The organism is Undibacterium cyanobacteriorum, from assembly GCF_031326225.1.
Classification (GTDB): Bacteria; Pseudomonadota; Gammaproteobacteria; order Burkholderiales; family Burkholderiaceae_D; genus Undibacterium; species Undibacterium cyanobacteriorum.
This window is the reverse complement of the sequence record NZ_CP133720.1, coordinates 752,504-768,311: the sequence shown is the minus strand read 5'-3', so window position 1 is coordinate 768,311 and position 15,808 is coordinate 752,504. Positions and strand designations below refer to the sequence as shown.

At 49.2% G+C, this 15,808-nt stretch carries 16 protein-coding genes; 10 read left to right on the top strand and 6 right to left on the bottom strand.

Annotated features, from left to right (window positions below):
- Positions 1-93: 93 nt before the first annotated feature.
- The 10 genes from RF679_RS03195 to RF679_RS03150 all read left to right on the top strand — a co-directional run bounded on the left by RF679_RS03195 (position 94) and on the right by RF679_RS03150 (position 10,059).
- Positions 94-726, top strand: a complete 633-nt coding sequence (locus tag RF679_RS03195; RefSeq protein ID WP_373921727.1) for a PepSY-associated TM helix domain-containing protein — start codon at positions 94-96, stop codon at positions 724-726.
- Positions 727-848: 122 nt separating this feature from the next.
- The gene (locus RF679_RS03190) at positions 849-1,367 is read left to right on the top strand and encodes a DUF2271 domain-containing protein (protein ID WP_373921754.1); all 519 of its coding nucleotides are present in this window, start codon (positions 849-851) and stop codon (positions 1,365-1,367) included.
- Between the two features lie 46 nt (positions 1,368-1,413).
- Positions 1,414-2,274 (top strand): DUF4198 domain-containing protein, encoded by an 861-nt coding sequence (locus RF679_RS03185; protein ID WP_309482775.1) that lies wholly within the window; start codon positions 1,414-1,416, stop codon positions 2,272-2,274.
- A gap of 55 nt (positions 2,275-2,329) precedes the next feature.
- Positions 2,330-3,529, top strand: coding sequence for an FAD:protein FMN transferase (locus tag RF679_RS03180; protein ID WP_309482774.1), 1,200 nt, complete (start codon positions 2,330-2,332; stop codon positions 3,527-3,529).
- Positions 3,526-5,118 carry a sulfite reductase subunit alpha gene (locus RF679_RS03175; RefSeq protein WP_309482773.1) on the top strand — a complete coding sequence of 531 codons (1,593 nt, stop codon included), beginning with the start codon at positions 3,526-3,528 and terminating at the stop codon, positions 5,116-5,118. The genes RF679_RS03180 and RF679_RS03175 overlap by 4 nt, the downstream gene beginning before the upstream one ends.
- 16 nt (positions 5,119-5,134) lie before the next feature.
- Positions 5,135-5,770, top strand: coding sequence for a hypothetical protein (locus RF679_RS03170; protein WP_309482772.1), 636 nt, complete (start codon positions 5,135-5,137; stop codon positions 5,768-5,770).
- 255 nt (positions 5,771-6,025) lie between these two features.
- A complete protein-coding gene (locus tag RF679_RS03165; protein ID WP_309482771.1) occupies positions 6,026-6,421 on the top strand; it encodes a hypothetical protein in 396 nt (131 codons plus the stop codon).
- Between the two features lie 114 nt (positions 6,422-6,535).
- The gene (locus RF679_RS03160; protein ID WP_309482770.1) at positions 6,536-7,495 is read left to right on the top strand and encodes a CPBP family intramembrane glutamic endopeptidase; all 960 of its coding nucleotides are present in this window, start codon (positions 6,536-6,538) and stop codon (positions 7,493-7,495) included.
- A 67-nt stretch (positions 7,496-7,562) separates the two neighbouring features.
- A complete protein-coding gene (locus RF679_RS03155) occupies positions 7,563-8,441 on the top strand; it encodes a peptidylprolyl isomerase (RefSeq protein WP_309482769.1) in 879 nt (292 codons plus the stop codon).
- A 328-nt stretch (positions 8,442-8,769) separates the two neighbouring features.
- Complete coding sequence (locus tag RF679_RS03150; protein ID WP_309482768.1) at positions 8,770-10,059, top strand: dicarboxylate/amino acid:cation symporter; 1,290 nt, start codon at positions 8,770-8,772, stop codon at positions 10,057-10,059.
- A gap of 112 nt (positions 10,060-10,171) precedes the next feature.
- Here RF679_RS03150 and RF679_RS03145 read toward each other — a convergent pair whose 3' ends face one another.
- The 6 genes from RF679_RS03145 to RF679_RS03120 form a co-directional block, all read right to left on the bottom strand.
- A complete protein-coding gene (locus RF679_RS03145; RefSeq protein WP_309482767.1) occupies positions 10,172-11,395 on the bottom strand; it encodes an ABC transporter permease in 1,224 nt (407 codons plus the stop codon).
- A 1-nt stretch (position 11,396) separates the two neighbouring features.
- Positions 11,397-12,083 carry an ABC transporter ATP-binding protein gene (locus RF679_RS03140; protein ID WP_309482766.1) on the bottom strand — a complete coding sequence of 229 codons (687 nt, stop codon included), beginning with the start codon at positions 12,081-12,083 and terminating at the stop codon, positions 11,397-11,399.
- 2 nt (positions 12,084-12,085) lie between these two features.
- Complete coding sequence (locus RF679_RS03135) at positions 12,086-13,342, bottom strand: efflux RND transporter periplasmic adaptor subunit (RefSeq protein WP_309482765.1); 1,257 nt, start codon at positions 13,340-13,342, stop codon at positions 12,086-12,088.
- Positions 13,343-13,418: 76 nt separating this feature from the next.
- Positions 13,419-14,105, bottom strand: coding sequence for a YIP1 family protein (locus tag RF679_RS03130; RefSeq protein ID WP_309482764.1), 687 nt, complete (start codon positions 14,103-14,105; stop codon positions 13,419-13,421).
- A 248-nt stretch (positions 14,106-14,353) separates the two neighbouring features.
- A complete protein-coding gene (ttcA, locus tag RF679_RS03125; RefSeq protein ID WP_373921726.1) occupies positions 14,354-15,316 on the bottom strand; it encodes a tRNA 2-thiocytidine(32) synthetase TtcA in 963 nt (320 codons plus the stop codon).
- A gap of 39 nt (positions 15,317-15,355) precedes the next feature.
- The gene (locus RF679_RS03120) at positions 15,356-15,754 is read right to left on the bottom strand and encodes a dihydroneopterin aldolase (protein ID WP_309482763.1); all 399 of its coding nucleotides are present in this window, start codon (positions 15,752-15,754) and stop codon (positions 15,356-15,358) included.
- Positions 15,755-15,808: the final 54 nt, after the last annotated feature.

Here is a 15,808-nt window from a genome sequence, read left to right as displayed (position 1 = left end):
ATTCGCGTGCGAGTAAGCACCTATAATGAGCGCTTCGCCTGCAGTAGCAATTTTAATTAACTTCATTTACATACGATTCATAAGTTGAACGCCGTGACCGCAAGCCCTCAGCAACGCCGCGCATTTTGGTTGCGCCATTTACATAACTGGCACTGGATCAGCTCTGCCATCTGCTTGATCGCGATGATGCTGTTTGCCATCACGGGTTTCACCCTCAACCATGCCAGCGACATTGAGGCCAAGCCGCAAATCACCTCCAAAAAAGGCAGCTTACCGAGCCCTCTCTTGCAAGCACTGGTGACTCAAACCACACAACAGCAAGGCAAGAATAGCCCGGTTTCCAAGCAACTCAGTAACTGGTTTGAGCAAGAGCAAGGAATCGAGATTCATAACAAACCCGCCGAATGGTCGCCCGAAGAATTGTATGTCGCGCTACCCCGCCCCGGTGGCGACGCTTGGCTACGCATCAGCTTGGACAACGGAGAATTTGAATACGAACTGACGCGACGCGGTGCCATCGCCTATCTCAATGATCTCCACAAAGGTCGCAACACGGGCAAAGCATGGGCTTGGTTTATCGATATCTTTGCCCTAGCCTGTTTGATCTTTTGCGTAACCGGTTTATTTCTGTTGAAAATGCATTCCAACACACGCGCACTGACCTGGCCGATGGTAACGTTAGGATTGCTGACTCCATTGATACTGGCGATCTTATTTATTCACTAGTTTTTGGCCAACCAAACACAAACACAATTACGAACACAATTACGAACACAAGTACAAACACAAGTCTAAACACCAGTATTCATCTGATTTCTATGAGGCTCACTATGCAAGCTAAATCATCCATGCAACACATTCAAAAAATCATTCCCGTGGCGATCAGCACTTTCCTCGGTTCGAACGCGTTGGCCGCCGACTTGATCGTCAAAGTGGAAGTGCCCAAATTAGATGTCGCCGAATACCACAAACCTTACGTCGCACTCTGGATCGAGCGTCCAGACCAAAGCTTGGCTGCGAATTTGCAAGTCTGGTATGACGTCAAAAAGAAAGACAATGCCGGCACGAAATGGCTCAAAGATTTGCGTCAATGGTGGCGTCGTACTGGTCGCGAATTGACCTTGCCAGTCGATGGCGTGAGTGCTGCCACACGTGTGGTTGGTGAACATACTTTGAGCTTCGCAGGCGACAGCAACGCGCTCGCTAAATTACCAGCCGGTGATTACAACTTGATCGTCGAAGCAGCACGTGAAGGTGGTGGCCGCGAAGTAGTGAAAGTCCCGTTCCAATGGAATGGTAAAGATAGCGTGGTCAACGCACAAGGGAACAATGAACTGGGCAAAGTCAGCGTCCAAGTGAAGAAATAAGTTGCGCTAGAACGCTACTCGACAAACATTCGCAAAGGAATTTAGCATGGACACCATCAAACACACCCTGAAACAAACGCTCAAACAAAGTCGCCTCAAACTAACGCTCGCCGCACTCACCATTGTAGCTGGCAGCACGATGCTGGCATCCAGTGCACACGCCGATCGCCCATTTATTTTGCCGGGCATGACATTAAACTCAGGCAATGCGCCTCTGATCACTTTTGATGCAGCAGTCGGCGAAAACGTTTTTTATTTCGACCACAATACACTCAGCATCGACAACCTCGTCATCACCGCCGCTGACGGTAGTATCGTCAAACCAGAAGGTGTTGCACTAGGCAAGCTACGCAATAGTTTTGATTTGCGCGCCACGCTACAAGGCACGTATAAAGTCAGCATCGTCAATGACTTCATCATCGCCAATTACAAAGAGAATGGCGCTCCAAAACGTTGGCGCGGTACGGTCGAAGCGTTTGCTAAAGAAGTCCCAGCGAATGCCGAAGAATTACAAGTCTTGCAGGCTCAAAGCCGCATTGAAACTTTCGTGACCAATGGCAAACCCACTCAGACCGCTTTACAAGCCACGGGTAAGGGCTTAGAACTCGGCGCGGTATCGCATCCTAACGACATCGTCGATGGTGAACCGGCGACTTTCAAAATGCTGCTCGATGGTAAGCCAGCGGCGGGCATTAAAGTGACTGTCATTCCTGGCGGCGCACGCTACCGCCAAAACCTTGGTGAGAAAAATTACACCACCGACGCCGAGGGCAAGTTCACGGTGCAATGGCAAGGTGCAGGGATGTATTGGATGCAGGCGCGTGCCAACGACAATAAAGCAGCGATCAGTGCCGCCAAAGAACGTCGCGCTAGCTATGTCGCTACGTTAGAAGTCATGCCGCAATAATTTTCATCTCCATAGTTATCATCTCAATTGTTGATCACGCAAACAGATCTGATCCATGCAAGCTAGTGAAACTTCCAGCGGCATACAACAGGCGTCGATGCCTCTAGATTCCGATCGACGCGTGCTGTTGCCGCTCGCTTTGGAGAATCTGGAAGCACCGCCTGAGGAAAGTGATTACGTCAACTTGCATGGACTCAGCATGGGAACCAGCTGGCAGGTACAACTCTATCTGCCACCTGATCAAGGGCACAACACTACGATTGAAGCGCGCATTCACGAACTACAACAAGGCATTCAAGCGCAGCTTGATTTGGTGGTCGCGCAAATGAGTCCGTGGGAAAACGATTCAGATTTGATGCGTTTCAATCGCGCTGAGGCTGGCACTTGGCACAAGCTTCCACAGGCATTCTGTGAGGTGCTCGAGCATGCCTTATTCCTCGCCGAGCAGACGCAAGGTGCGTATGACCCAAGCATCGGTCATCTTGCCGATCTGTGGGGATTTGGTGCAGCGGGCAAAGTGGCGAGCTGTCCAAGCAGGAAAGAAATTCAGGCAGCCGTCGCAATGACCAACTGGCGCAGCCTCCGCTATCGAAAAGACCCGGACAATCTTCACGGGCACTGTTACCAAGCTGGAGGCATCCATCTCGACCTGTGCTCAACGGCGAAGGGTTATGGTGTCGATCTGGTAGCGCGTTATTTGCGATCTAAGAAGATTCCGTCTTATCTGATCGAAGTGGGTGGTGAATTACGCGGTTGGGGCATGAAACCTGACTATCAGCCTTGGTGGGTTGAGCTCGAAAATCCACCGGGCCAGCCGCAAAACGCCCAGCACGAACAGAAAATACATGATGCGGACATTGTAGCCTTACACGGATTATCCATCGCCAGCTCGGGTGACTATCGCCGCTATTTCGAAGTTGATCAGCAACGCTTTTCACATACCATCGATCCGCGTACGGGCTACCCAGTACAACATGGCTTGTGCAGCGTTACCGTCTTACATCCAGAGTGCATGATTGCCGATGCACTGGCAACCGCCATCAGCGTACTTGGGCCGGATCAAGGACTCGCCTATGCACAATCCTTACAAGTCGCTGCGCGCTTGGTGGTGCGCGAGTTTGATCAGCACGGCGCAGCACATTATCGAGAGAGTTTCAGCCCTGCTTATTTACGCATGCTCGACGAGACGTCTGAGCTCGATGAAACCGTAAATGCAAGCGATGACCGCACAAAAATCCCAGCATTAGATTCATGACTTCTGCCACTCATTCCAACATTCCCCCACAATCCACGCACGAGACATTGGCCTCCAGCCCGGCGACCGAGCTCGCGGCACAAGCACGGTCACAGATCATCCTCATGAGCTTGTCGCTACTGATGAGTCTGGCTTTTTCTGTGCTCCCCTTGGATTCGTTTTTTAACGCCGCGACCATCCGTGGTTTGATCGCGATCAGCTTAACGATTGCCTTCATGCGTTTCACCCGTTGGTCGCTGCTGCGCCATAAAATAAAACACGAACACAGCTCTGCCTTAAAGCTCGCACGACAAGCGACCACAGCCATCATTGATCAATCGAATGCTGCACAGACCATCACCGTTGTATTCGCCAGTCAAACCGGCTATGCCGAACAGCTTGCCGAACTCAGTTACGCGAGTTTATCGAAGGCCGAACAGACCTCGCTTCGCATCGAGATCTGTGACATCAAAGATCTCGATTTACGTCAGCAGCCAGAGAACAGCCGATTGCTGTTGATTGCCAGCACCACTGGCGAAGGCGATGCACCTGATAGCGCCGCTACCATCATGGCGACACTGGCCGAAGACGACCTCGATTTGTCGAGACTCTCATACGCGATATTGGCTTTAGGCGATCGTCACTACCAAGCATTCTGTGCCTTTGGTCATGCGCTCGATCGCGCTTTGCAAGGCCGAGGCGCTCAGCGCATATTTGAAACGATCGAAGTCGATGATGGCAATGAAGCGGCGCTTCAGCAATGGCAAAACCAATTAGCACAGCTGACAGGACAAACCAAGGTCGAGGCGTGGCAGAACGCAGCTTACCAACAGTGGACCTTGGTCGAACGTCAGCAATTAAACATCGGCAGCCTCGGCGCACCGATTATGTGGTTACGTTTGAAAGCGCCAGTTGATGTGAAGGATGTCGACACTTGGCAAGCCGGCGATATCGTCGAAGTATTTCCGGGTCCCGCAGAGCAAGCCAAACACAGCTCATCCAGCACACCAGCGCATCGCGAGTATTCAATCGCTTCCGTGCCCAGCGACGGCTTCCTTGAACTCGTCGTGCGTCAGGCCTATCAAGCCGATGGCAGCCCAGGTCTGGCCTCGACGTGGCTCAATACCCAAGCGTCGCTCGGCGCTCCGATTGCCGCACGCATACGCAGCAACCGTAGTTTTCACGAGCCCGACCCACACCATCCTATGATCTTGATCGGCAATGGCACTGGGATCGCCGGCTTGCGCGCCCATTTAAAACAACGTCAGGTGCAACATGCACAGCAGAACTGGTTGATCTTTGGTGAGCGTCAACGCGAGTATGATTTCTTGTTCAAGAACGAACTGGAGGCCATGCAAGAAAATGGCTATCTAAATCGACTCGATCTCGCTTTTTCTCGCGATCAAACGACGCGCGTCTACGTCCAAGATAAATTGCGCGAGGCTGGCACAGAACTTCAAGCATGGATCGATAATGGCGCCGCCATTTATGTGTGTGGTAGCTTACAAGGAATGGCGGCCGAGGTTGATCAGGCTTTGCGAGATATCCTCGGTGACGCTGGCGTAGACCAACTACGTGAGCAAGGACGTTATCGTCGAGACGTTTATTAACGAAGGATTTCAGTCTATGGCAAATGTAAGAAATGTTCGTTCTTCTTTATTCAAAGCTCTCGCCACCACGGCTGGGGTCATATTGATTCAAACAACGAATCTAGCATCAGCGCAAACGACGGCACTCGGTACGCCCGAAACACAAGACACTACAAAAAAAATTGCGCAAAACATTGCACAAGAAATTCCACAAGCCTGGCTTGGCACTTGGATCGGCGAACTCAACAATTTTCCGAGCCGCCCCAACGCAGCACGCGTCGAAGTGAGACGCGAAATTAGTCAACTCAAAGTCAGCGCAGATCCAGCAATCGCCTGTGCCACTTTCAGAACCCGCTACGCAGAAAATGGCCAGGAGCGCGCCGTCAAAGAATATCAGCTTTGTCGTGACGACAAACAGCAATGGTTCATCGACGAAGGCAACGACATTCGACTACAAGCACGTTGGTTAGACGGTATGCTGGTGAGCGTCTTCAAATATGGCAACATCGTTCTACAGAGCAGCATTCGCATCGATGTAAACGACCTGAACAAAGAACCAGCGTTACGAATGGTGGAAGAAATCATTAGTAGCAAAGACGAACAAAAAGCAACCGAGATTCAAAGCCTGCCCGTGATGAATCTGCAAAAATTAGTGCTCCTCAAACAGAAGTAGAAGATCTGCGATAGTCGCTAGTTCTGCATTGACTCTGCAAACTTGTTTCCAACTCGCAAGAGATGTTGCCCTAGCGTGAAGCATGCTCCCATTTGCTACACGTTTGCTTCATACCAAATCCATATGGATCCCCTCAACTCTGTCGCATACACACAGCTTGCGCTGAAGAAATTCCCTTGTGGATGGTGAAGTTTGATACGATGCCATCTTCTCTTAATCCTTTTTTATTCATGATCGTCTTAGGTCTAGCTTCACATGCAACGCGAAAAACTCTTTCTCAGCATTATCTATTTAGTTTTATGTTTATTTTCCAGCCTCGCCAGCATTCCTTTGTTGGTCACTGTGATTCCTGACTTTCATCTGGCAACCACTATCGGTGCCGTGATTTTCTTAGCTTTGCCCGTGATCAGTTTATTGATCTTGTGGCGGGCAACTACCCAAAACCCTTATGCCCTAAGGCGTTGGAGCTTTCTCGCCTGGGGTGCGATTACGGGCTTGCTCGGCTTGGGCAATATGGCTCTCCCTAAAACGCCACAGAACATTTATGGAAATTTGATTGTGGTGGGCTTGGCTTTGCTCGCCATGACCATGCATGTCAAGAAAAAAGAAGCCGAGCGTAATGCGAAGAAAATACAAGACAAAAAAGCCTAATCGGTGTCATCTTCCGATTTAAGCTCAGAATTAAGTTCAGAATTAAACTTAGAAACAAAATATAAAAGCTGACGACTAGAGCGGCGCTTACAACCTCAAAAAAGGAGACGCATCATGGCACGTGGTATCGAACTCTACGCAAACCGAGAACCGCAACATAAACGCACTTGGACTTTGGCGGCGATCATTCTCATTCTCGTCTTTTTCATCGTAGGTGAAATTCTGGGTGGACTACTCATCCACATTCCAGGCATGCGTGATGTTTTCCCAAAGTCGACTTGGCAGAGTGAATTCTTTCAACTCGTATTTGTATTTGGTTTCGGAGCTTTACTCTGCTTCGCTTGGGTGAAGTTTTTCGAAAGACGCAGCCTAGCGACAATTGGTTTTATTTCGAATGGTTCGCGCTTGTATGGACGAGGCCTCTTGCTCGGTTTCGGTTTTATCAGCACAGTGGTTGGCAGCATCTACCTCTTAGGTGGCTACCAAATTGAAGCATCAGGCATTGCTTATAACTTCTCACTAGGTTCCCTGATGGCCTTGGTCTTCCTTTTCTTGGGTTTTGTAGTGCAAGGTGCGACCGAAGAAATTTTCATGCGTGGTTGGTTGTTTCAATTATTAACTTCACGCTATGGCGTGACGGTCGGTATCGTCGGCAATATGTTGATGTTCTCGGCACTCCATGCCGGCAATATCAAGATGTCGACCGAACTCTTGATCGGTTTATTCAATATCGTTCTGGTCGCCATCCTCCTGAGTTTATACGCCTGGAAAGAAGGTAGTTTGTGGGGCGTTTGTGCATGGCATAGCGCATGGAATTGGTTGCTTGGTGTTGGCTTCGGTTTAGAGGTCAGTGGTCAGAACTTGAAAGTCGTTCCACTTTTTATCGACCTCAAAAATGCCGATAACACACCAGTGTGGCTCAATGGCGGCGCCTTTGGTCCTGAAGCGAGTGTTGTGACCTCAGTGATCTTGGTGCTCGGCATCGTTTATTTTGGTACGCGTAAGAGCCACGGCAAAGTATTCAGTGTTCCTGGTGAAATTGCTGTCGACATTAAACCTGCAGAACAGGCATAAGCCGCGCAACAGAGACTCAAGTATCCTTAGGCATTATTAGCAACATTGGCAGAAAGAGAGTTTGTTTATGTCCACCACCCGCATCGCACCGCAACTGCTCAAACTTAGTTTGTTATTGGCTACAGCATTTGCCTTGCACTCCAGTGCAAGCGCCGGCGTTGCAATCGATAAAGCAGCAAACACGGCCGACGATAAGCAATGGCGGGCATTAGACCCTGAACAAACGCTAGTGATTGACACCAACAAAGGTCGCATGATTATCGAAATGCGACCAGAGATGGCGCCCAAGGCCATCGAAAGAATTAAGCTAGTCACGCGTGAAAAAATCTACGATGGACTGCAGTTCCACCGCGTGATTGCCAAGTTCGTCGCTCAAACCGGCAATCCCAATAACAAAGATGGCGGCGGTACCAGCCATCCTAATTTGGCAGGCGAAATGATGTTCCGTTTGCCGTACCAAAGTGTCTCCAACTTCGCCGCGCATAGTAGTGATGCCAGCACTGGTTTCATTGGTAGCGTGCCGTTTCAATCGCTACCCATGGCCGATGCGATTGCGCGTAACAATGGCAATCTCCGAAGTTGGGGTGCGCATTGCACCGGCGTGGCTGGCATGGGGCGCAATGAACCGCGTGACTCAGCCAACAGCGAACTGTATTTCATGCTCGATGCCTCGCGTCGCCTCGACCGCGATTACACGGTATTTGGACGTGTGGTGATTGGTCTCGATGTCTTAATGAGCATTAAGTTCGGTGAGCCACCAAGCGATCCCGACATCATGAAGCAAGTACGGATTTTGTCAGACATCCCGGCCAATGAACGCCCACAAGTCCTCGTTGCTTCCGAAACGGCGATGAAACAATTAATCGATCAAACCCGTGAAAAGAAGGGCGCCGACTTTTCTATTTGTGATGTGCCTATCCCAGCCAAAGTAATCCCTGCTAAATAAGTATTGATTCTAAATCTTCATTTCAAGTCTACGCTTTACGTCTTCATTACTTCAATCGCTTGATCTAGACACAACAACGAGCGTCAGTCTAGATCAAGTGCTCCTCAGCTAGATCACACTGGTTTTTCCTTCCCTGCTTTAATCTTTTTTTAGCCTCTCGCTTTAGCCCCTCACTTTGTCGCTCTTCTAGCCGCTCCCTGAATCGACTCACTAACATCGATTCAATCTGCCGTTGCGACAATGCTGCAACGAACATGGCTGGTCGATAAATTGCGTTAAGATGCGATAAACCCGTGCACTCTACTTCGACATCCTTCTCCTTGGCGCTATGCATACTCAAGCTCAAATATCGACACCTTCCGCACAGCCTTCTGTATGGCAAAGCTACGCCAGCATCGTTCTCCTGCTGGGTGGCATTATTGTCGGCAGTGCGATTGGTTTCATTTTCGGTGCCAAGGTCGAGAGTTTCAAATTTATCGGCGACATCTTTCTCAATCTCCTATTCACCGCCATTATCCCTTTAGTGTTCTTTACGATTGCCTCGTCGATCGCCAATCTGCAGCGTAATGAACGCCTTGGCAAACTGTTTGGCTTGGTCAGCCTCGTGTTCTTGATGACGGTGATCGTGTCGGGCTTGGTGATGTATGTAGTGATGTTGTGCTTCCCTATCGCCGATGACAATTCCCTGCGTGCCATGGCCAGCCAAGCCCTGCTTGATAATCCTAACGCGAGCCTACATCAAGCGAGTACCAGCATCACGCAAGTGCTCACCGTCAATGATTTCTTTGAACTGATGGCGCGCAAGAATATGCTGGCCTTGATTCTCGTATCGTTGATGGTAGGCTTCGCGACCTTACGAGCTGGAGAAAAAGGCCAAGCCTTTGCACAATTCCTCAACTCGGGTAACGAAGTCATGAAGCAATTATTAGCGATGATCATGACGCTCGCGCCACTGGGACTAGGTGCTTATTTTGCTTACCAAGTTGGCGTATTTGGTCCGCAGCTCTTAGGCGTTTATTTGCATCCTTTGGCGCTGTACTATGTCGCATGCACCGTGTACTTTTTTGTTGGTTTCAGCGCCTATGCTTATCTCGCGGCGGGGCGTTTGGGCTTCCAACATTTTTGGCGCAACAATCTGACGCCCTCTCTGACAGCAGTCGGTACATGCAGCAGCATCGCCACGATACCCGCCAATCTCAACGCGGCTGAGATCTTACATATACCTCCGCATATTCGTAACATCGTGATCCCACTCGGCGCGCCGATTCACAAAGATGGATCAAGTATGTCCTCCATCATCAAGCTCGCCCTATTGTTCGCCATGTTCGGCAAAGACTTTTCTGCACCGTCTCTATTCCTTGCCATCATGGGCATTACCATCATCGTGTCAGTGGTGGAAGGCGGCATTCCCAATGGAGGTTACATCGGCGAAGTATTCGCGATCACGGTGTTTGGTTTTCCGATGGAGCAAGCTTTACCGGTGGCCATGGTGATTGGGACTTTAGTCGATCCGATCGCAACCTTATTAAATGCGAATGGCGATTTAGTTTCGGCCATGATGGTGACGCGTTTAGCGGAAGGAAAAGACTGGCTGAAGAAAGCTTTAAGCACGCCTTAGGACAGAAATAGGGCGCATATAGAATTCATATAGCACGCATAAAAAAACGCCGCATCATCTGCGGCGTTTTTTCATGCTGCTTCAAACGGAAACTTTGCACTAGCTAGCGTCTTTACTCATAGCGTAGCGCATCAATCGGATCGAGCTTTGCAGCTTTACTCGCAGGCATCACACCAAACACAATGCCTACACCAGCTGAGAACACAAACGACAGCACGACCGCCCACCAAGGCACCACTGCATCGGGGAAATCAGGAATCATCTTGGAAATACCAAAGCCTAAGCCATAACCCAAGATCAAGCCAATTAATCCACCAAGCACGGACAAGGTCACGGCTTCAATCAAAAATTGCATCATGATGTCACGACTGCGTGCACCGATCGCTTTACAAATCCCAATTTCACGCGTGCGTTCGGTCACCGACACCAACATGATATTCATGATACCAATACCACCAACCAACAAGGCGATACTAACGATACCGCCCATTACCAACGTCACCGTCGCTGTGATGTTATCAAGACTCTTAGACAGTTGGTCAGACGATTCCATATCGAAATCATCAGGCACATCAGGATCCAAACGATGCGAGGCGCGCATCACTGAACGTATCCGTGGTTTGACTTCCTCCAACTTCGAAATATCATGCAGAGACACCGTCAACTGCATATTACGCAGACGCTGATTGTTACCGATGATGCTGCGCCCCGTACGGAATGGGATAATCACATAATCGTCCTGTGACATACCAAAGAGCTCACCGCGCTTCTCCATTACACCGATGATCTTGAACCATTCATTACTAAAACTGATGTACTGGCCAATCGGGTTGTCTGGCAGGTGCAAAGTCTCAATCAACTTCGGCCCAATCACTGCAACACGACGGGCACTGACTTCATCAGAATCACTCAAGAAGCGCCCCATCGTCGCAAAGCGTTGCTGCGCATCTTGGTAGGTCGGCGTCGTCGCTATCACTCGTCCAGACGTTTCCGTACTACCGAATCGCACCGTTGGTGCGTTGATGAATAAAAGAGGGCTAATATCGCTGATCTCGTCGACATGAGATCGCAGAAAGTCGATATCTTCAAAACGCAATTCATTCATCTTTCCTCGCATTGCGTCTTTAAAACTATTATGTGCCGTGATCGTCAGAGAATTGCCGCCCAAGCCTTCAAACTGTTTCGTCACACTTTTTGACAGACCTTGAATGAGCGAGATCACGGTAATCACCGAGGCCACGCCAATGATGATACCCAAGGACGTCAAGAAACTACGCATGCGGTGCGCACGTATTGAATTCAGAGCGGAGCGTACACTTTCAATTAAGAGAAACATATTAAGCTCCTGGCGTGTTAGCGACGTCACTTAGAACGCGACCATCATGCAAACGCACGATGCGATTGCATTGCTCCGCGATTTCAGGCTCATGCGTCACCATGACCACCGTTTGGCCATTACGATGAAGATCTTTAATCAGGCCGAGAATTTCTAAACTAGTCGACGAATCCAAATTCCCTGTTGGTTCATCGGCCAACAAGATCGATGGCTGACCGACCAAAGCGCGGGCGATCGCCACGCGTTGACGCTGACCACCAGACAGTTCATTAGGCCTATGGTGCATACGCGAACCCAGTCCAACATGCTCCAAAGCCTGTTGCGCCATACGGGTTCGTTCCTTGTGACTAATGCCGCGATAAATCAAAGGCTGGGCGACATTATCCAAGGCCGTTGCGCGCGGCAATAGATGAAAGCTCTGAAAAATAAAGCCGATCTCAGCATTGCGAACCAAGGCCAATTCATCACTGGTCATAGTGGCCACATCGCGACCATTCAAACGATAAGTACCCGCGCTTGGACGATCTAGGCAACCTACAATATTCATCATGGTCGATTTACCTGAGCCGGAGGCCCCAATGAACGCGACCAACTCGTTCTTTTCAATGTGCAGATCAATCCCGCGCAAAGCATGCACGGTCTGATCACCCATCTGATAGGTCTTTTCAATTCCAGTCAGCGTGATCACGATTATTTCCCATCTTTGTTCGGGCTGCTCGCTTTGGCGCTGGCGGATTCATTTTTGGCTTCTTTCACTGTGTCGCCATCACGCAAACTACGCAAGGTGCGTGCGGGACCTACCACCACTTTTTCACCTTCATCAATGCCTGACAAGATCTCTTGATTGCTGTCGTCAGCGATACCGAGTTTGACTTGCTTCTTACGCGCGACACCATCTCGAACAATGAACACGACACCAGCTGCTTTCAAATTCTCTTTCACTTCTTTGCTGTCTTTCGCGTCCTTATCGAGCTTCATTGCGTCGCCCGTCAAGATTGCTTGAATTGGCAAGACTGGGCGCGTACTACCCCCACCGGTCAAGATTTCAACGCGACATGTCATGCCGGTACGAATCGCCACGTTACTCTCTGTTAATTTCAACTTCACCACGTAACTCTTGCCTTGCGATGCACCAGCAATGGTTGCTTTTGGTGCCATCGAAACTTCCTCAACGATGCCGATTACTGGCTTGTCATCGAAGGCTGCCGGATACACTTTGGCTTTCTGACCGACCATCACTTTTGCGATATCGGCTTCATCAACATTCACTTCCGCCATCAAGCTGCCGACATCGGCAATCGTCATCAAAGAAGAACCAGCCATGCCTGTGGCGCTGGCGACCGCGGTCTCACCGATCTTAATTTGCACTGCGGTGACGGTACCACTGATCGGTGCCCGTACTTCGGTTTTATCGAGGCGTTTCAATGCTTGGTCCAAGGCTGCTGCGGCTTGCTGCGCACTTTGTTTGGCACCTTGCAAATCGACTTTCGCCAGATTCAATTGATGTTGAGCATCTTCATATTTGCTGGTATCAATGAACTTAGCTTCGGCCAAGCGTTGGCTACGTTCAGAGTTGGTTTTCTGGCGCTCAACGTTCAACTGTGCTCGATCGATATTCACTTCGGCGCTACGCACCATGGCGCGCTGCTGCGTGACTTCTGCTTGAATCAAGGTTGGGTCAAGGCGTAGCAAGACTTGACCTTGCGTAATTTTGTCACCTTCCTTCACCAATACTTCAGAGACCTTACCCATCACTTCGGTACTCAATTGCACCTGCTGTCGATAAACGAAATTCCCCGAGGCGAGAATCGATGGTTGAATCTCTTTCTTGGCGACTGATGTCAATTCAACTTCGGTCGCAGACTTGTTGCCTTTCATTTTGATAGCGACTGGAACCGCAATCACCGCGAGTACCGCAACAATACCGATCAACTTAGACTTTTTCATAGGAGTTCCGTTGTCTTCTAATTTCTTCTAATGACTAAATGGGTGAGAATGCGAGGAGTAAGAGGTAAGGATGCGATTAGAAAAACGCGTTCTTAGCGGCCCACAAACCATAAATCACAGCATACGGTAAGGCAGCAATCGTCAAACTCGTCGCGATGCTCTTTTCAGTCCACACTTTGATACCCGATGCAGCGACGAAAATACTCCAAAAATGTAATACGCTCAAACTGTTGAAAAAACTCGTCCACTTATCACCCATTGGGAGATGCGTAACAAGATAATTCAAGGACAGCATATTGAGGTCTTCCATACCGACTTGACCATGACCAGTCGCCACTTGCAAGGCCATTAATGGGATACCTAACAATGCTGGTACGCTAGCCCAAATCGCCAAATGAAACGAACGCTTGAAATTCAGACCACCATCCGTAATGCGCGAGGCGATCAAAAAGTACAGTCCGTGCAGCGCATAGAAGACGGGAGTTGCAATTAAAACCCAAATCAGGGTCGAATACATCATCGTGTTGCGATTCATAAAAGTTGGCATTGACTCGCGCACCTCAGGTTTCATATCGGGTTGTGCACTGATGAATCGTTCAACTAACCAAGGAAAATCAACGGTCGTGTAATACCAGACAAACACGCCAATCGTCAGAACAATCGTCATGACCAACACCAGCCATGCTGCAGGCTTTTCCTTCAAATCACGGAAAGCCGCGCTAGGTTCATAAAACATACGGAAAATCGCACTGATTTGATTCATACACCACCCCACAAGGAAAATTATCGTTTTAGCACGAAAGCACTTGGACTTTGCCAAGCTTACTAAGTTCAAAGTCTAAGACCAAGTTGATGGCTTGAGTGAAAGACGCGATGAAATGCCGGAATTTGTAGATGAAATCCGGTTATGGGGAACGAAATCCCTACCCTCAAAACATAAAAACCCTCGCACATCGTAGTACGAGGGTTTGATAAAAGTTGAATCAGCGAGAACTCTTGCGATTAAGCAGCTTATCCTTCGCTGTCTTCGCTATCATCATCGCGATCGATTTGCAGACGAATCACACTGTTCGCTGGCGTGCTGCACGGTTCTTCATCAAAGGCGATATCACCGTTCGGCACTGCCTCTCCTGTCAATTTCAAATCGCGGAAATTAAACAAATCTTTATCCATCAAATGCGATGGCACAACCGTCGACAAAGCCGAGAAAATATTATCGACACGGCCTGGGTGTTGCTTATCCCATTCGCGCATCAATTGTTTAACGTGCTTACGTTGTAGGTTTTCTTGCGAGCCGCACAAATTACACGGAATAATCGGGAAATTTTTGACCTTGGCGTAACGCTCGGTGTCCGCCTCTTTCACATAGGCCAATGGACGAATCACGATATGGCGACCGTCATCGGACTGCAGTTTGGCAGGCATGCCCTTGAGCTTACCGCCGAAGAACATATTCAAGAAGAAGGTCTCCATGATGTCATCGCGGTGATGGCCCAATGCAATCTTGGTCGCACCCAATTCATCGGCAACACGATACAAAATACCACGACGCAAACGTGAACAAAGAGAGCAAGTGGTCTTCCCTTCGGGGACTAACTTTTTCACGATGCTGTAAGTGTCTTGATTCTCGATATGAAACGGAATACCAAGCTGCGTCAAATAAGCTGGTAACACGTCTTCAGGAAATCCCGGCTGTTTTTGATCGAGATTGACTGCCACGATATCAAATTGAATCGGTGCACGCTGACGCAGCGTCATCAAGATGTCGAGCAAGGCATAACTATCTTTTCCGCCAGAGAGGCAGACCATGACCTTATCGCCGTCTTCAATCATATTGAAGTCACCGATCGCTTGTCCGACTAAACGGCACAAACGCTTATGCAGCTTGTTATTCTCGTAGGCGATTTTCTCCGCCGACTTGGTCGAGACGGGCTTGCTTGTTTCAGCCATGGCGGGCATTGATATTACTTGCATACTCTCTTACTTTCTCACTCTGATTCTCTGTTCCAGACTTTAAGCTTCAGACTTAATCTGAAACACTTCAACCCCAACGCCTTCGCAATCTGGGTACACATCTGGCTTCATAGTCGATACGCGTACCGCGCGTACGCGTGGGTGCGCTAACATAATTTTGGCGACATCGTCGCACAAGGTTTCTTGCAAATGGATATGCCCCTGCGCAACGCGCGCTGCAATCGTGCCACGCATAAAATCGTAATCGACCACTTCATCCAAGTGATCCTCTTTCGGTGTCGACAAGGCAAGGGGAATATACAAATCAACATTGATCAATACGCGCTGCTCACCTTTCTTTTCAAATTCATGCACGCCGATGTTGATAGAGACCTCGTAATTGCGCAAGAACAAACGGCGGCAGTCGGCGAGTTGTGGGTGGTGGAGTATCGATAACATAAAAATTCGCTTCTCAAATTCGTTTTAAAATTTAATCAAAAATACTTGTGTGTA